The following is a 17,726-nucleotide window of genomic DNA, read 5'->3' as shown; positions in this document are numbered from 1 at the left end:
CGCCAGCCCCGGCCACCGCCGTAGCCGCGCCAGCCACCGCGCCGGCCGTGCCTGTCCAGGCTGCGCCGCCACCGCCTGCCGCCGCGAAAGCGCCGGCGCCGTGGGACGACGCGCCACCGGTGGCCGTGATGGACGCGCCGGTAGTCGCGCCCGCGCCCGTGCAGCAGGCGCGTCCTGCGGCGGCGCCACAGCAGGCGCCGGCCGACGACGACTTGCCGCCATGGGTCACCGAATTCTCCGACGACAGCGCCTCGGCCGCCGTCTCGGCGCCGGCTGGCGCGCCAGCCATGCAAGGCAACGAGCAGCCGGCCGTCATCATGCCGCAGCGTGCCGCCAAGCAAGCCGCGCCCAGCGCACCGTATGTGATCACGCCCGTGCCCGGCCTGGACTGGGACGGCAACTGGCCGGCCGTCGCCGCCGTGCTGCCCTTGCGCGGCGTGGCCCAGCAGCTGGCCGTGCAGGCCGAGCTGATCGAATGCCTGCACGACGGCCACAGCACCACGTTCCGCCTGCGCGTGCCGATCGACACGTGGCGCAGTCCCGCCAACGTGGAAAAACTGGCGGCCGCGCTGACCGAGCGCTTCGGGCGCAAGGTGAATGTCGATACGGAACTGGGCGCCGTCTGGTACACGGCCAGCGCGGAAGCGCAGGCGCACCGCGAGGCGTGCCAGCTGCAAGCGGAAGCAACCATCGCCAGCGACCCCTTCGTGCTCGACATGAAGCGTGCATTCGACGCTTTTGTCGTGCCGGGAACGATTACCCCTGCACCGGCCGGCTCCGCCGCGCCGACCCTGCATTGATGATTAACACACTCACAAACTGAATTGAACGGAGCATTCTCATGATGAAAAATCAACTGGCTGGCCTGATGAAGCAGGCGCAAGCAATGCAAGACAACATGAAAAAGGCCCAGGAACAACTGGCGCTGGTGGAAGTGGAAGGCCAGTCGGGCGCCGGCCTCGTGAAAATCGTCATGACCTGCAAGAACGACGTCAAGCGCGTATCGATCGACCCGTCGCTGCTGGCTGACGACAAGGATATGCTGGAAGACCTGGTGGCCGCCGCCTTCAACGACGCCGTGCGCAAGGCGGAAGCGACGTCCGCTGAAAAAATGGCAGGCTTGACCGGCGGCATGAACTTGCCAGCCGGCTTCAAAATGCCATTCTGATGACACGCCGCATGCGCTCGATCTGCGGCACGGGGCAAGGTTGATCCATGTCCAAGTCGCTTGAATTTTTGACCGAGGCGCTGCGGCGCCTGCCCGGCGTCGGCCCCAAGTCGGCGCAGCGGATGGCATTTCATTTGTTGCAGCACGATAGGGAAGGCGCGGCCATGCTGTCGCGCGCCCTGTTCCAGGCCGTCGATGCCGTGCATCACTGCGGCCTGTGCAATACCTTTACCGAACATGAAGTGTGCGAGACCTGTCTCGACGAAGAGCGCGACAAGCGCTTGCTGTGCGTGGTGGAAACGCCGGCCGACCAGCTGATGATCGAGCAGACGCTCACCTACAAGGGCCTGTATTTCGTGCTCATGGGGCGATTGTCTCCGCTCGACGGCATCGGCCCGAAAGATATCCACCTCGAAAAATTGCTGAACCGCGCCAACGATGGCGTGGTCGGCGAAGTGGTGCTGGCCACCAACTTCACGAATGAAGGCGAAGCGACGGCCCATTACATCAGCGAAATGCTGAAGGCGCGGGGCTTGCGCGTGAGCCGCTTGGCCCGCGGCGTGCCCGTGGGGGGCGAACTGGAATACGTCGACGCGGGCACCATCGCCCGCGCGATGCTCGACCGCAGGGCAACCTGAACACGACATGACAGACGCTTCCGCATCTTCCGGCCCCCTCAAAGGCATCAAAGTCCTGGAACTGGGCACCCTGATCGCGGGACCGTTCTGCGCCCGCATGCTGGCCGAATTCGGCGCCGACGTGATCAAGATCGAGTCGCCCGATGGCGGCGACCCCATCCGTACCTGGCGCGTGCTGAAGGATGGCACTTCGCTGTGGTGGTCGGTGCAGGCGCGCAACAAGAAAAGTCTCACGCTGAACCTGAAGTCGCCGGAAGGCCGCGCCATCGCGCGCCAGCTGGCCCTGGAAGCGGACATCATCATCGAGAATTACCGCCCCGGCGTGCTGGAGAAGTGGGATCTCGGCTATGCGCAGCTCAAGCAGGTCAAGCCTTCCCTCATCATGGTGCGCCTGTCCGGCTTTGGCCAGACGGGTCCCATGAAGGATTTGCCCGGTTTCGGCGCCATCGGCGAAGCCATGGGCGGCTTGCGCTATGTATCCGGCTTTGCCGACCGTCCGCCCGTGCGCGTGGGCGTGTCCATCGGCGACTCGGTGGCGGCCCTGCACGGCGTGATCGGCGCCATGATGGCGCTGCGCCACCGCGACGTGACGGGCGGGCGCGAGCACGGCGAAGGGCAGATGGTCGACGTGGCCCTGTACGAATCCGTGTTCAACCTGATGGAATCGCTGGTGCCCGAATACGACCAGGCGGGCGTCGTGCGCGAGCGCACGGGCGGCTCGCTGCCCGGCATCGTGCCCTCGAATACCTACACGACGGGCGATGGCGAAAACATCGTCATCGCCGGCAATGGCGACGCCATCTTCAAGCGGCTGATGCTGGCCATGGGCCGCATCGACATGGCGGGCGACCCGCAACTGGCGCGCAACGATGGCAGGGTGGCGCGCACGCAGGAGATCGACGACGCCATCGGCGCCTGGTGCGCCACGCACACGATAGACAGCGCGCTGGCCGTGCTGCAGGCGGCCGACGTGCCCGCCGGCAAAATCTACTCGGTGCGCGACATGCTGAGCGATCCGCAGTTTCTCGCCCGCGACATGTTTGAACAGCACCATTTCGCCGACGGCACGCCCGTCAAATTGCCGGCCATCAGCCCGAAACTGTCGGCCACGCCGGGCAGGACGCAGTGGCTGGGACCGACCCTGGGCCAGCATAACGACGAGGTGCTGGCGTCGCTCGGTTATGACGCGGCCGCCATCGCGCGCCTGAAGGCCGACGGCGTGCTGTAATAAGGTGTCGGTCGGATTGGCGGCGGTACGCCGCGTAATCCGACATCGCCACAGGCCGCTCCTGTATCTTTCGTTCACACACCAGCCGGGCCAACCATGTTGTCGGATTACACGGGGCTTTGCCCCGCTAATCCGACCTACGCAAATTACCTGATACTTATCATGCATCGATTTTTTCACCGCGTGCCCGCCGCGCTTGCCCTGGCCAGTGCCGCCATCCTCCTGTCCGCCTGCGCCAGCTTTCCCCACGATGCGCCGATCACGGGCCTGCGCCTGATCGGCGAGCAGCGCATCGCCTTGAAGCAGCCGTTCCAGGGCACCACGGTGGGCGGCCTGTCCGGCATCGACTACGATGCGGCCAGTGGCACCTGGGTGATGGAAAGCGATGACCGCTCGGAAATCAATCCGGCCCGTTTCTACCGCGCCACGCTCGCCTACGACAGCGCGGCATTCACCGGCGTGACCTTCAACAGCGTGCATTTCTTCACGCAGCCCGACGGCAGCCGCTATCCGAACCTGGCGCATGCCAGGCTGGAGCAGGGCGACGCGGTGGCCGACATCGAAACCATCCGCGTCGATCCCCGCGACGGCAGCCTGTGGTATGGCAGCGAAGGCAACCGCAAGGTGGGCTTGCACCCGTTCGTGCGCCACGCGGACCGCGACGGGCGTTACCTGGCCACCTTGCCGACTCCCGCCATGTTCCGCGTGTCGAAGGACGAAACCGGCTCGCGCAACAACATGAGCTTTGAGGCGCTGTCGTTTGCCAGCGATGGCAAGAGCCTGTGGCTGGGCATGGAAGCGGCCCTGTACCAGGATGGCCCGCTGGCCACGCCCGATCGCGGTTCCGTCGTGCGCATCACGCGGCTGGACCGCGCCGGCGCCGTGCTGGGCCAGTATGCGTATGCTATCGAACCGGTGGCGTCGCGGCCGGCGCCGGGACGCGAAGCGGACAATGGCGTGTCGGAAATCCTCGCCGTCAACGACCATCAATTGCTGGTGGTGGAGCGGGCCGGTGTGGAAAACGCGGACGGCGTCTACGCCAACCACGTGCGCGTGTACGAAATGGATACGCAGGGCGCCACCGACATCCAGTCCATCCCCGCGCTGGCGGGCGCGGCCTACGTGCCGGCGCGCAAGCGCCTGCTGCTGGACCTGGAAAAGACCGGCCTGCCGCGGGTCGACAATATCGAAGGCATCAGCTGGGGACCGCGCCTGGCGAACGGCCGGCGCAGCCTGGTGATGATTTCCGACGATAACTTCAACGCGCAGCAAGTCACGCAAATCCTTGCCTTCGAAGTGCTCTAGCTTCCAGGCTGGCCATCTGGCCGGCCTGCTTGAGCAGCATGGCCGTGATGGCGTCGTGCGGCGACGGGTGGCCGAGAAAGTAGCCCTGGGCCATGTCGCAGCCATATTCTTCCAGCATCAGCAATTGCTCGTCCGTCTCCACGCCCTCGGCCACCACCACCATCTTCAAGCCATGCGCCATGGCGATGATGGCGCGCGTGATGGCCGCGTTTTCCGCGTCCTGCGGCAGGCCGGCGATAAAGCTCTTGTCGATCTTCAAGGCCCGCACGTCGAAGCGTTTTAAGTAATTCATCGACGAATATCCCGTGCCGAAGTCGTCGATGGACAGGTACACGCCGATGCCGCGCAACTGCTCCAAGGTCACCATGGTGGCGCGCGCGTCGTCCATCAAGGTGCCTTCCGTCAATTCCAGCTCCAGCAGGCGCGCGTCCAGGCCCGTGTCGGCCAGCACCGAGAGCACGATCTGCATCAGGTTTTCATCCTTGAACTGCTTGGCCGACAGGTTGACGGCCATGCGGATGGCGCGCCCGCCATCGCTTTGCCACGCCTTGGCCTGGTTGCAGGCCGTGCGCAGCACCCATTCGCCGATCGGCACGATGAGACCCGTCTCTTCGGCCAGCGGGATGAATTCCGTGGGCGAAATGATGCCCCGTTCCGGATGGCGCCAGCGCACGAGCGCTTCGACGCCGACGATCTGCGTGCTGGGCACGTCGATCTGCGGCTGGTACAGCAGATACAGCTCGTTGTTCTGCAAGGCCTTCCTCAGGCCCACTTCCATCTTGACGTGGCTCATGATTTCCATCGTCAGCGAGGAGCTGTACAGCTTGGCGTTGTTCTTGCCGCAGTTCTTCGCGTGGTACATGGCCGTGTCCGCATATTTGAGCAGCGAGTTGCAATCCTCGCCATCTTCCGGATACAGCGAGATGCCGATGCTGGCCGTGACGAAAATCTCGTGCGATTCGATCATGAAGGGCCGGCGCATGGCTTCCTTGACGCGGTGCGCCACGTTCAGCGCATCTTCCACCCGCTCCAGGTCGGGTATCAATATGGTGAATTCATCGCCGCCCAGGCGCGCCAGGTTGCTGCCGCCGGAGGTGGGCTCAAACTCGTGTTCGGCGCGCAGCACCAGGTCGCTGGGACGGATGGTTTCGCGCAGGCGCTCGGACACCACCTTGAGCAAGTGGTCGCCCACGTCGTGGCCCAAGGTGTCGTTGATGCGCTTGAAGGCATCGAGGTCCATGAACAGCACGGCGAATTTCTTGTCGTGCTCCTTCGAGCGGGACAGTTCGCGCTCCAGCGTTTCCAGGAAGGCCTGGCGGTTCGGGATGCCCGTCAGGCTGTCGCAATAGGCGAGGCGGCGGATCTGTTCCTCGGTGCGCTTGCGTTCGCTGATGTCGCGCACGAGGCCCAGCACCTCGTCGGCGCCCGTTGCCACCAGGCGCGCCTCGAAGTGGCGCGTGCTGTCGCCGTGCGTGAGCGTGTAGTCGACCGAGCGGATGTGCTGCGTGGCCAGCACGGCGTGCGCCTGGTCCAGCAGGCGCGCGGCGATCTCGGGCGGCAGCACGTCGCGGATATGGCTGCCCACGCAGTTTTCGATGGAAAAGCCGGCGCTGGCGTCGTGGCCCTGTTCGTAGTCGAGATAATAGCCCTCATGGTTCAGGCGAAAGAAGGTGTCGGGGATGGCGGCCAGTACGGCGCGGTTGTGCGCGTCGGCGATGCGCAGGCGGGCGATGGCGTCGCTGGCGCGCAGCACGTACAGCACGCGGTGGCCGAGGATGGGCCAGTTGATGGGCTTGGAAATGAAGTCGGTGGCGCCTACCTCGTAGGCGCGCGTGACGGCTTCCAGTTCGTCGCCGCCCGTGACCATGATGATGGGCACCGTGCCGCCCACTTCCTGGCGGCGGATTTCGCGGCACACGGCAAAGCCGTCCAGGGCCGGCATGTCGACGTCGAGCATGACCAGGTCCGGCCCGCTGTGCTTGTAGCTGGCCAGCGCCTGCACGCCATCCTCGGCCTCGATCACGTCCAGGCCCACCTGCGTGAGCATCTGCCGCATCAGCAAGCGCATCACGGGATCGTCGTCGGCCACCAGCACCAGGCCGCGGGGAGGGGAGAGGGGCGCTGTCATGTCAGTGTTCCTTCACGAGGATGGCGCTCAGCGATTCGCGCACCGCCAGGAATGCCTGCTGCATCTGCTGCAGCAGGCTGGCCGCGCCTTCCGTGCTGCCGGCGCGGCCCAGTTTCTCCATCTCCTTGCACAGTTGCGCCAGGCCGTCGGCGCCCACGTTGGCGCTGCCGGACTTCAGGCTGTGCGCCACCTTGCGCAGCGCTTCCGCATCGGCGCCGGCGATGGCGTCGCGCATGGCGGCCAGCTGGCGCGGCGTCTCGCCCGTGAAGGCGAGGATGACGCGCTCGAGCAGCGCGTCGCCATCCGTGCCGGACAGGGCGCGGATGTTTTCCAGCGCCTGCCGGTTCAGCGGCTGGCCGGCCGGCTGGGCCGCGGCCGCGGGTGCCGGCATCGGTGGCGGTGCCTGCTGTGCCTGGGGCTGCACCTGCATCGCCGGCTCTGGCGTCTCGCTGTGGTGCACGGTGGCCGCGCGCGGCAGGGTGATCCAGCGCGCGATCGTGTGGCCGAGGTCTTGCTGCGTGAACGGCTTGCTCAGGTAGTCGTCCATGCCGGCCGCCAGGCACGCTTCGCGGTCGCCCTGCAGCGCGTTGGCCGTGATGGCGACGATGGGCAGCACGCGCGCGTGGCCGCACTGCTGTTCGTGGCGGCGGATTTCCGCTGTGGCGGCAAAACCGTCCATCACGGGCATCTGGCAATCCATCAGGATCAGGTCGAAATCCTCGGCCTGCGCCGCCTGCAGCGCTTCCTCGCCGTTGTGGGCGCACACCACGTCCAGGCCCAGGCTGTCGAGCATGGCCAGCGCCACTTCCACATTGACGGCATTGTCCTCGGCCAGCAGCACGCGGCGGCGCTGGCGCCGGCCCACCTGGCGCGAAGCGTGCGGCGGATGGATGCGCAGGCTGTCGCTGGCGCGCGGCGGCGTGACGATGCAGTCGAACAGGTCGCATTCGCGGGCCGGCTTGATCAGCTGGAAGGCCACGCCCGCCTCGCGCCGCTGGACGGGATCGGCCGCACCCTGTTCCGTGCTCAGCAACAAGAGTTTCAGGTCGGCCAGCAGCGGGTCGCTCTTGATGGTGGCGGCCAGGGCCAGGCCGCTGGTGCGCGGCAATTCCATGTCGAGCAGGGCCACGGCATACGGCGTGCCGGCCTGCGCGGCCGCACGCAGGCGCGCCAGGCAGTCGCTGGCCGTGCCGGCGCTGTCGCTGACGATGTGCCAGCTGGCCAGTTGCCGCTCCAGCACGGCGCGCGTGGCGGGTGTGTGGTCGACGATCAAGGCGCGTAACCCTCGCGTGGTTTTCAGATTGAAGGACGGGTCATCGCTGTCGACCCGGCGCTTATCGAAATTTACTTCGAACCAGAAGATCGAGCCTTGCGTTAAAGCATTGTCGACGCCGATTTTTCCGCCCATCAGCTCCACCAGCTGTTTCGAGATCGTCAGGCCCAGGCCCGTGCCGCCATGCTTGCGCGTGGTCGAGCCGTCGGCCTGCGAGAACGATTCGAAGATGCGGCTCTGCGCCTCGTTCGACACGCCGATGCCCGTGTCGTGCACCTCGAAGCGCAAGCCCACGCTGGGCGCGTCCTCGCAGCACACTTCCACCTTCACCGTGACCTTGCCCGTTTCCGTGAACTTGATGGCGTTGCCCAGCAGATTGACGATGATCTGGCGCAGGCGGTTCGGGTCGCCGCAGATGGCGATCGGGATATCGTTGGCGATGTCGAATTCCAGGCAGATATTCTTTGCTTCCGCCTGCGGCGCGAACACGTGCTCGATATCGTCGAGCAGCTCGCGGAAATTGAAGCGGATGTATTCGACGCTGAGCTTGCCCGCCTCGATCTTGGAAAAGTCGAGGATGTCGTTGATGATCACCAGCAAATTCTGCCCCGAACGCTGCACCATGCTCGTGTAGTGGCGCTGCTGCGCCGTCAGCGGGCTGGCCAGCAGCAGCTCCGTCATGCCCAGCACGCCGTTCATGGGCGTGCGGATTTCATGGCTCATGGTGGCGAGGAAGGCGCTTTTCGCCTGGCTGGCCGCCTCGGCCGCATCCTTGGCCTTCTCCAGCTGCGCCGTGCGCACGCCCACCTGGCGTTCGAGCTGGTCGCGGTAATTGGCCAGGGTGCTGTCGCGGCTGTCGATCTGCGCCAGCATGTCGTTGAAGCTGTCGATCAGCACGCCCAGCTCGTCGCTGCGCTGGTGGGCGATGCGGTGGCTGTAGGTCTGGCTGCTCGAGACTTTTTGCGCTGTATCAATGAGCTTGGTGATCGGTTCGGCGATCACGCTCTTGAAACGCCGCGCCAGGAACACGGCGATCAGGAAGGACAGCACGGTGGCGCCGCCGATGGCGCCCACGTGGCGGCCGATGTCGCGCCACATGTGGTTCAGGTCGGCCTCGATCAGCACGACGCCGATGAACTTGGGCGCCTTGTCCTGTGTCCAATAGATGGGGCGGTACAGGCGCATGGCGGGCGCCAGGGTACGACCCGTCGCTTGCGCCATGCTTTCCGTGGCCAGGCCGGCCAGCAGGGCCGGCTCCAGGTTCTGCAGCGGCGCCAATCCCTGCGCATGCTGGGGCGCGCGGTACTGGGCCAGCAGGCGGCCGCCGGCGTCGAACAGGGCCGCCTGGGCGATCTCGTCGCGCGCCGCCAGCGCCGCCAGCACTTGCTCCGCCTGCGCCGGCCTGCCCGCCAGCAAGGGTGCCGCCCCGGCCGCGCCGATGACGCCCGCCAGCGACAACAATTGCTTGCCTTCATCGTCTTTGTGGCTGAGCACGGACGTCAGGGCAAACGCGACGAATACCAGCAGCAGCGCGCAGCCCGACGACAGCACCGAGATCATGGTCAGCTTCTGGCTGATGCTGGAGCGTTGGAAATTGAACATGGCTGCGGCGCTCTCCGTTCGATCCGTTGACTGTTTTTTAATTCCTATTGGAAAAATATAGACGCGAAGACACACCCTGATGTTGATGTGGGTCTAATGGAAGAAAGGGGGAGGGGAACTTATACGAGAGAGAATGGATAGGGCGGTCTCACAAGACCGCCCTCAAATTATTGCTGAATAACAACACCTGAGCCAGCCGTCGCGAGCGGAAGGGAGAGGTGGCCGAGAAGCGCAACCGTACTCAAGTACGGCGAGCATCGCAAGCCGCTTATACCGACGCGCAGCAGGCTGGGTCCGGTGTCTTAGCAGCAGCCGCCGCGCTTGCCCGCCCCGCCATAGCGGGCTTCCTGGCGTTCGCGGAAGAACTCTTCATACGTCATCATCGGCTCGCCGGGATGGCTTACTTCCCGGTGCGCCACATAGGTGTCGTACTCGGGCAAGCCGCACATCAGCCGCATGCTTTGCCCCAGGTAACGTCCAGCCTTGATGATTTCGTCGATCATCATTGCACCGTGGGCATGGCCTGGAACGGCGTTTCCTTGGTGCTTGGCTTGCTGTCGGCGCGCGCCTTCAGAATCGTGCGGATGCCGAAGAACAGCACGCTGACGACGACGATGACGAAGAAGGCGGCCAGGCCGGCGTCCAGGTAATCGTTGAAGATGATCTGCTGCATCTGCGCCACCGACTTGGCCGGCGCCAGCAGGGTGCCTTCATCCAATGCCGCCGAGTATTTCTTGGCATGCGCGAGGAAGCCGACGCGCGGATTGGCGTCGAAAATCTTTTGCCAGCCCGCCGTCAGCGTGCACAGCAGCAGCCAGATGGTCGGCAGGATCGTCACCCACGCGTACTGGCCCCGTTTCATCTTGAACAGCACGCAGGTGCCGAGGATCAGCGCGATGGCGGCCAGCATCTGGTTGGCGATGCCGAACAGCGGCCACAGGGTATTGATGCCGCCCAGCGGATCGACCACGCCCTGGTACAGGAAGTAGCCCCAGGCCGCCACGCACAGGCCCGTGGCCAGCAGGTTGGCGATGACGTTTTCCGTCTGTTTCAGACTAGGCACGAAGCTGCCCAGCAAATCCTGCAGCATGAAGCGACCGGCACGCGTGCCCGCATCGACGGCCGTCAGGATGAACAGCGCTTCGAACAGAATCGCGAAGTGGTACCAGAAGGCCATCATGGCCTTGCCGCCGATGGCGCCGGAGAGGATCTGCGCCATGCCGACGGCCAGGGTCGGCGCGCCGCCGGCGCGCGAGATGATGCTGTGCTCGCCAACATCCTTCGCCGTCTGCGTCAGCATTTCCGGCGTCACATAGAAGCCCCATTGCGAGATCGCCTGTGCAGCGGACTCTGCCGTGGTGCCGATCAGGGCGGCCGGGCTGTTCATGGCGAAATAGATGCCGGGCTCGATGGTCGAGGCGGCCACCAGGGCCATGATGGCGACAAACGATTCCATCAGCATGGCGCCATAGCCGATGAAGCGGGCATGGCTTTCGTTTTCGATCATCTTCGGCGTGGTGCCCGAGGAAATCAGCGCGTGGAAGCCGGAGACGGCGCCGCAGGCGATGGTAATGAACAGGAAGGGGAACAGATTGCCTGACCAGACAGGGCCGGAGCCGTCGATGAACTTGGTCATGGCCGGCATTTTCAGGTAAGGCGCGACGACGATGATGCCGATGGCCAGGCCGAGGATGGTGCCGATCTTCAGGAAGGTCGACAGGTAGTCGCGCGGCGCCAGCAGCAGCCACACGGGCAGCACGGAAGCGATGAAACCGTAGCCGATCAGCATCCACGTCAGTTCCGTGCCCGTGAAGGTGAACATCGGGCCGAGCACGGCGTGTTCCTGCACGTACTGGCCGCCGATGATGGCCAGCATCAGCAGCACGAAGCCGATGATGGAAATTTCGCCGATGCGGCCGACGCGGATGAAGCGCGAATACACGCCCATGAACAGGGCGATGGGAATCGTCGCCATGACGGTGAAGCTGCCCCATGGGGAGCCGGTCAGCGCCTTGACGACGATCAAGGCCAGCACGGCCAGGATGATGACCATGATCATGAAGCAGCCCAGCAGGGCGATCATGCCGGGAATCTCGCCCAGTTCAGCCTTGATCAGGTCGCCCAGCGAGCGGCCGTCGCGGCGCATGGAAATGAACAGCACGATGAAATCCTGCACGGCACCGGCAAACACGACGCCGGCCAAAATCCACAGCATGCCGGGCAGATAGCCCATCTGCGCGGCCAGCACGGGGCCGACCAGGGGGCCGGCGCCGGCAATCGCCGCGAAGTGGTGGCCGAACAGCACATATTTATTCGTCGGCACGTGGTCGAGGCCATCGTTGTGCTTGAAGGCGGGCGTCATGCGGCGGGCATCCAGGCCCAGCACCTTGTCGGCAATGAACAGGCTGTAGAAGCGGTAGGCGATCAGGTAGACGCAGATGGCGGCGACGACGATCCAGATCGCACTGATCGGCTCGCCACGTTGCAGGGCGACGACGCCCAGGGACCCGGCGCCTGCCAGCGCAAGCGCTGCCCAGCCGAGCTGTTTGAAAATGCGGTTCATGCTTCCTCCAGAGATTTGACGGGCGCTGTGCCGTGCGATGATGGTGTGCCGCCGCTCCTGGTCGTCGCCAGGTTGATGTTGCTTTTGCTGTATCGGCAGCTTATGGCGAGTATTCAGGAATCGTATAATTGCCGCAAGCGCAGCACTACGCAGTAACGCTCAGTATTACTACGCAGATCAAACACGGCGCCGCGACGTAAAATCACGGATTTCCACCAGCATCGACGACGCCGGAGCGCGCCAGGCCATGAAACTCAGACAGAAAGTCATCTTCCTGGCCATCACGCCGCTGATCCTGGCCATGTGCGCGATCGCGTTTGCCGTGCGGCACCAGGCCATCACGCTGGCCGAGCAGCAGCGCGCCACCATCCAGCAAGCCTACCTGGCCAGCAAGGAGGCCGAACTCAAGCATTACGTGACGCTGGCCAGCCATTCCATCGCCTCGCTGTACCAGTCGGGGCGCAAGGATGCCGCCACGCAAGAGGAAGCCAAGCGCATCCTCGCCTCGCTCAGCTATGGCGACGACGGCTATTTCTTCATCTACGATTTGCAGGGCAAGTCGCTGATGCACCCGCGCCAGCCTGAGCTGGTGGGACAGAACCTGTGGGAATTGCGCGACGCCGAGGGCAACCTGACCATTCAGCGCCTGATGCAGCGGGCGAACAGCGGCGGCGGTTTCGAACGCTACAACTGGATCAAGCCGTCGACGAACAAGTCCGCGCCCAAGCTCGGCTATGTGATTTTGATGCCGGAATGGGGCTGGATGATGGGCACCGGCATCTATATGGACGATGTGGACCAGGCGCTGGCCAAGGTGGACGCCCAGCAGTCGCGCAATATCCGCTCGACCATGGAACTGATCGCCGCCATCGCCATCCTCGGCGCCTTGCTGGTGGCCGGTTCCGGCCTGGCGCTGAACTTGCGCGAGCTGCGCGTGGCCGATGCCAAGCTGAAAGTGCTGGCGCAGCGCGTGGTGGAGTCGCAGGAAGAGGAGCGGGCGCGGCTGTCGCGCGACTTGCATGACGGCATCAGCCAGTGGCTGGTGTCGATCAAGCTGCAGATCGAGGCCGGCATCGCGCGCCTGGCCGGCAATCATGAACAGAAGGAAAAAGCGCCCGCCACGTTCGAGCGTGCCGCCGAGCAACTCAACAAGGTGCTGGGCGAGGTGCGGCGCATTTCGCACAACCTGCGCCCGGCCATCCTCGACGACCTGGGTCTGGCCGCCGCGCTCGACCACCTGGTGCACGAATTTAACGACAGCAGCAGCGCCCAGGCCAGTTTCGCGGCCAGTCCGCCGACCGCGGGCGAAGGCTTGCCCGACATGGTCAATACCGTGCTGTTCCGCATTGCCCAGGAAGCGCTGACCAATTGCGAGCGCCATGCCCACGCCAGCGGCGTGGAAGTGAGCCTGCACGAAGCGGGCAAGGGGGTAGAGCTGCGCATCCGCGACAATGGCGGCGGCTTCGACTTCGACGGCATCGCCCTGCATCCGCAGCGCGGCATCGGCTTGCGCAACATGACGGAACGCATGGAAGCCATCGGCGGCAGCCTGCACATCACGTCCTCGCCGGCCGGCACCCTGGTGCTGGCGCGGCTGGACCTTCCCCCAACACACTGATACATACCATGACCGAAACGATCAAGATCCTGCTGGTGGACGACCACCCCCTCGTGCGCGACGGCTTGCGCGCGCGCCTGGAAGCGGTGGCGCATTTCGACGTGGTGGCCGAGGCGGGCGGCGCCGACGAGGCGCTGGCCCAGGCGCGCGCGCATCAGGTGGACCTGGTATTGATGGATATCAACATGCGCGGCACGAATGGCATCGAGGCGACCGCGCTGTTCAAGCAGGCGTTTCCGCAGATCGCCGTGCTGATCCTGTCCATGCACGACAAGCTCGAATACGTGTCGCAGGCGCTGCAGGCGGGCGCGCGCGGCTATGTGCTAAAAGATGCTCCAGGGAAAGATATTGTGTTCGCCATCGAGACGGTGATGTCCGGCGGCATTTATTACAGCGCGGCCCTGGCGCGCCAGCTGTCGCGCCCGCAGGTGCACGACTCCTTCCTCACCACGCGCGAGCAGCAGGTGCTGCAGCACATCGCGGCGGGCCAGTCGAACAAGCAGATCGCCCGCGACCTCGACCTGAGCGTGCGCACGGTGGAGACGCACCGGCTGAACATCAAGCGCAAGCTCGGTATCGAAGGCCAGGCTGAACTGATCAAATACGCGGTCGAGCACGCGCAGTTCGATGGCGGCGGCGCTTGATTTCTGCCTGCGCGTAGCAGTGTATTTTTTTCAAACCCGCATGACAGGCGGGTCTCGCGGGGGAATGTTTTTTTTGAACATTTATTGCCAATATTAAACTGTTTCGTGGGTGAGATTCGGATAGAATGATTCTTGCTGTCGAAATGGCATCCCTGCCGGGCCAGGGTTGCCAATGCTGGTCAGTTTATTTACTATGGCGCCCTACCCACACTGAGATACCGATGTCAGCATCTGAATCAAACCTGTTTCCATTGGTGGGATTACAAGCAGTTGCCAATGCTCATAATGAGTGGGTCGCTGTCACCTTGCATGTACCGCAGCCATCGACGGCGCCGCTAATGACGGCGCTGACCGCGGCGCTGGCCACTGCCGATGCGTATGCCTTCCTGGCGCCGCTCGACTGCATCATTCCCCTGGCCGACCCGCATGGTGTGGACGAGGCCGTGCTGGCGCAACTGGCGCCGCAACGCACCATCTTCCGCTTGCCGGCCACGTTTGCCGGCGACAAACAGATCCAGAAGAAATGCCAGCAATGGCGCGATGCCGGCTACCGCATCATCCTCGACGGCGCCAGCGCCGGTCCCGTGACGGCGGCGCAGGTCGAGGCGCGCGCGCTGAGCATCGACGCGGCCGGCGAACTGCCGGGCCTGCATCAATTGCTGTCGCTGCCGGGGCCGCACCTGGCCTACAACATCGGCGATGCGCAGAAGCTTGCTGCATTGCAAGATCTCGGCGTCAGCTGGTTTGCCGGCGACTACGCCTTGCACCATGCGCGCCAGCAAAGCGAGCCGGAGGACGCCACCTCGCGCAAGCGCCTGCTGGCGCTGCTGGGCTTGCTGGCCCGCGACGCTGACGCGTATGAGCTGGAAGTGCCGCTCAAGCAAGATCCATCGCTCAGCTATCATTTGTTGAAACTGGTCAACTCGGCCGCCTTCGGCTTCACGGCGCCGATTACCAGCTTCAGCCAGGCCATCACCCTGCTGGGCCGGCGCCAGCTGCAGCGCTGGCTGCAACTGCTGCTGTATGCGCGCCAGCAGGACGATGGCAAGATCCATGCGCTGTTGCCGCTGGCGGCCGTGCGCGCGGCGCAGATGGAAGCGCTGTGCCAGTTGCGCGGCGGCGACCGCGACGCGCAGGACCTGGCCTTCATGGCCGGCGTGTTTTCGCTGCTCGACATCCTGCTGGGCATGCCGATGCTGGACATCATCGCCACCCTGAACCTGGCGCCCGAAGTCAGTGCCGCCTTGCTTGAGCGCAATGGCGAACTGGGCACCTTGCTGGCGCTGGTCGAATGTCCGGCGCCGCCGCCCGAGGGCTTGCACCGCGCCGGCATCGATGGAGAAACTTATTGGCGCAGCCTGCTACAGGCGTACCAGTGGGCCATCCAGGTCAGCCGGAACCTCTAGCATGACCGTGCTTCCGGTGTCGGATTACCTCAGTGACAGCGCCGCCCTGTGCGACGCCGTCGTGCGTTTGCGTGGCCAGGCGCTGGTGGCCGAACTGGGGCGCATTGCCAGCGCCGTGATGGCCAGCCCGTATTGCCAGTTCCTGCCTTCGGCCAGCGCCGATGGCGGCCCGCCGCCAGCGCCTTTTGCGCGCGATACGCCCGCCTTGCTGCAGGAAATCAGTTTTGACGGCCATTGCTTCGGCCATTTCGCCGTGGCCGGGCGCAGCCTGTACAACGACGCCGACCGCCGCCACCTGGCCAGCCTGGCATCCCTGACGGCGGGCGTGCTGCAAGTACATACGCTGGCGCAACGCTCGACCCATGCCTACGCGCAAGTCGAAGCCTTGCTGGCGCAGCAGACGCAAATCCTCGACCAGTTGCACGAATCCGTGCTGACGATGGACTTGACGGGCTACATCACCAGCTGGAACAAGGGCGCCGAGCGCCTGTTCGGCTATTCCTCGGTGGAAGCCGTGGGGCGCAACATCCTGTTCCTGTATGACGAGGAAGACACGGGTTTCCACGACGCCTTCCTGGAGCAGGGAGGGCGCCTGATGGAGGTGCGCCGCCGAAAGAAGTCGGGCGAGATCTTCTGGGCCAGCCTGTCCCTGTCGCCGCTGCACGACATGGACGACAAGCGCATCGGATTGATCGCCTACTTGACGGACATCACCGAGCGCAAGCTGGCCGAAGAGCGCTTGCACCACCTCGCGTATTACGACCCGCTGACGAGCCTGCCTAACCGCACCCTGCTGGCCAAGCTGGTCGACCAGGCCTTGAGCGTGGCGCAGCGCAGCAAGATGCTCGGCTGCGTGCTGTTCATCGACCTGAACCGTTTTAAACTGATCAACGACACCCTGGGCCGGCGCATCGGCGATGAATTGCTGCGGCAAGTCTCGCTGCGTTTCCGGCAGGCACTACGCGACCAGGACCTGGTGGCGCGCCTGGGTGGCGACGAATTCGCCGTCGGCCTGTTCGACATCGGCCAGCACTTTGAAGCGAGCATGGTGTCGCAAAAGCTGCTGGCGTCGCTGGTGGAGCCGTTCCTGATCGAGGGCCACGACCTGCGCGTGGGCGCCAGCATCGGCATCAGCGTGTATCCGCAGGACGGGCAGGATGCGGAAACCCTGCTGCGCCTGGCCGACATCGCCATGTACCGCGCCAAGCAGGACAGTGGCGGCGAAGCGGAAAGCGTGGCTTTCTACAGCCAGGACATGAATCTGGGCATGCAGGCGCGCATGCGCCTGGAAACGGGCTTGCGCCAAGCCCTGTCGGAGCAGCAACTGCTGCTGCACTACCAGCCGAAATACGCGCTGGCCAGCGGCCGCATCATCGGCGCCGAGGCGCTGGTGCGCTGGCATCACCCGCAGCACGGCATGATCCCGCCCGCCGAATTCATCCCCCTGGCCGAATCGACGGGCCTGGTGGTGCAAGTGGGCGAGTGGGTGCTGGAGGCGGCTTGCGCCCAGGCGCAAGCGTGGAAACTGGCCGGCCTGCCGCCGATCCGCCTGGCCGTCAACGTTTCCGCCCGCGAATTCACGGCGGCCCTGCCGGCGAGGGTGGCGGCAACCCTGGCCCGCTACGGCCTGGAAGCGGCCTGGCTGGAACTGGAAATCACGGAAAGCACGCTGATGCATAACATCGAGCGCGTGATCGGCATCATGGACCGCATCACGGCGCTGGGCGTGGCCTTGTCGCTGGACGATTTCGGCACCGGCTACTCGAGCTTGTCCTACCTCAAGCGTTTCCCCATCGACACGTTAAAGATCGACCGCTCGTTCACCACCGGCATCCCCACCGATGCCAGCGACTGCGCCATCGCCAGCACCATCATCAGCATTGCCCAGCAGCTGCACCACAAGGTGATCGCGGAAGGCGTGGAAACGGCGGAGCAGCTGGAATTTTTGAAGAGTTCGGGTTGCGATGAAGTGCAGGGCTATTTGTTCTCGCGCCCGCTGCCGGCGCGGGAGTTCGAGACGGCGCTGCGGGAAAACTGGGGCGTGTAAGGCTGTTGCTCTGATGCCTGCACAGGTATTGAATCCTTGGCTGAAGAGCCGGGCTCATCCCCGTCGGTACGCCCCCAGTCCTTGCCGCTGGGGGAAATAAGCCCCC

At 64.7% G+C, this 17,726-nt stretch carries 12 protein-coding genes and 1 pseudogene; 9 read left to right on the top strand and 4 right to left on the bottom strand.

The features are described 5' to 3' along the window. The 5 genes and pseudogenes from AC1RDJ_RS21830 to AC1RDJ_RS21810 form a co-directional block, all read left to right on the top strand. Positions 1 to 800, top strand: a pseudogene (locus tag AC1RDJ_RS21830) (DNA polymerase III subunit gamma/tau); the annotation flags it as partial. Between the two features lie 41 nt (positions 801 to 841). Further along, on the top strand, positions 842 to 1,168 hold the full coding sequence (locus tag AC1RDJ_RS21825; protein WP_034759121.1) for a YbaB/EbfC family nucleoid-associated protein: 327 nt from the start codon (positions 842 to 844) through the stop codon (positions 1,166 to 1,168). A 47-nt stretch (positions 1,169 to 1,215) separates the two neighbouring features. Further along, positions 1,216 to 1,806, top strand: a complete 591-nt coding sequence (gene recR, locus AC1RDJ_RS21820; protein WP_034786598.1) for a recombination mediator RecR — start codon at positions 1,216 to 1,218, stop codon at positions 1,804 to 1,806. A 7-nt stretch (positions 1,807 to 1,813) separates the two neighbouring features. Beyond that, the gene (locus tag AC1RDJ_RS21815; RefSeq protein WP_493028666.1) at positions 1,814 to 3,034 is read left to right on the top strand and encodes a CaiB/BaiF CoA transferase family protein; all 1,221 of its coding nucleotides are present in this window, start codon (positions 1,814 to 1,816) and stop codon (positions 3,032 to 3,034) included. 162 nt (positions 3,035 to 3,196) lie between these two features. Beyond that, the gene (locus AC1RDJ_RS21810; protein ID WP_493028665.1) at positions 3,197 to 4,339 is read left to right on the top strand and encodes an esterase-like activity of phytase family protein; all 1,143 of its coding nucleotides are present in this window, start codon (positions 3,197 to 3,199) and stop codon (positions 4,337 to 4,339) included. Here AC1RDJ_RS21810 and AC1RDJ_RS21805 read toward each other — a convergent pair. The 4 genes from AC1RDJ_RS21805 to AC1RDJ_RS21790 all read right to left on the bottom strand — a co-directional run bounded on the left by AC1RDJ_RS21805 (position 4,308) and on the right by AC1RDJ_RS21790 (position 11,905). Continuing rightward, positions 4,308 to 6,467: a putative bifunctional diguanylate cyclase/phosphodiesterase gene (locus tag AC1RDJ_RS21805; protein ID WP_493028664.1), complete on the bottom strand. Its 2,160-nt coding sequence runs from the start codon at positions 6,465 to 6,467 to the stop codon at positions 4,308 to 4,310. The genes AC1RDJ_RS21810 and AC1RDJ_RS21805 overlap by 32 nt on opposite strands. A 1-nt stretch (position 6,468) precedes the next feature. Further along, the gene (locus tag AC1RDJ_RS21800; RefSeq protein WP_071324686.1) at positions 6,469 to 9,342 is read right to left on the bottom strand and encodes a hybrid sensor histidine kinase/response regulator; all 2,874 of its coding nucleotides are present in this window, start codon (positions 9,340 to 9,342) and stop codon (positions 6,469 to 6,471) included. A 302-nt stretch (positions 9,343 to 9,644) separates the two neighbouring features. Beyond that, positions 9,645 to 9,845, bottom strand: a complete 201-nt coding sequence (locus tag AC1RDJ_RS21795; RefSeq protein WP_071326614.1) for a YbdD/YjiX family protein — start codon at positions 9,843 to 9,845, stop codon at positions 9,645 to 9,647. Beyond that, the gene (locus tag AC1RDJ_RS21790; RefSeq protein WP_071324685.1) at positions 9,845 to 11,905 is read right to left on the bottom strand and encodes a carbon starvation CstA family protein; all 2,061 of its coding nucleotides are present in this window, start codon (positions 11,903 to 11,905) and stop codon (positions 9,845 to 9,847) included. Before AC1RDJ_RS21790 ends, AC1RDJ_RS21795 begins: the two co-directional genes overlap by 1 nt. A 247-nt stretch (positions 11,906 to 12,152) precedes the next feature. On the opposite strand from AC1RDJ_RS21790, the gene AC1RDJ_RS21785 reads away from it, so the two are divergent. From AC1RDJ_RS21785 to AC1RDJ_RS21770, 4 genes are all read left to right on the top strand, one after another. Beyond that, positions 12,153 to 13,523, top strand: coding sequence for a cache domain-containing protein (locus tag AC1RDJ_RS21785; protein ID WP_493028663.1), 1,371 nt, complete (start codon positions 12,153 to 12,155; stop codon positions 13,521 to 13,523). An 8-nt stretch (positions 13,524 to 13,531) separates the two neighbouring features. Further along, a complete protein-coding gene (locus AC1RDJ_RS21780) occupies positions 13,532 to 14,167 on the top strand; it encodes a response regulator transcription factor (protein WP_071324683.1) in 636 nt (211 codons plus the stop codon). A 338-nt stretch (positions 14,168 to 14,505) separates the two neighbouring features. Beyond that, the gene (locus tag AC1RDJ_RS21775; RefSeq protein ID WP_493028662.1) at positions 14,506 to 15,573 is read left to right on the top strand and encodes an EAL and HDOD domain-containing protein; all 1,068 of its coding nucleotides are present in this window, start codon (positions 14,506 to 14,508) and stop codon (positions 15,571 to 15,573) included. A 1-nt stretch (position 15,574) separates the two neighbouring features. Beyond that, positions 15,575 to 17,620, top strand: a complete 2,046-nt coding sequence (locus AC1RDJ_RS21770) for a putative bifunctional diguanylate cyclase/phosphodiesterase (RefSeq protein WP_289889262.1) — start codon at positions 15,575 to 15,577, stop codon at positions 17,618 to 17,620. Positions 17,621 to 17,726: the final 106 nt, after the last annotated feature.

It is taken from the genome of Janthinobacterium sp. GW822-FHT07H10 (assembly GCF_058798675.1).
The sequence above is the reverse complement of the archived record's forward strand: the minus strand, read 5'-3'. Positions and strand labels throughout refer to the sequence as shown.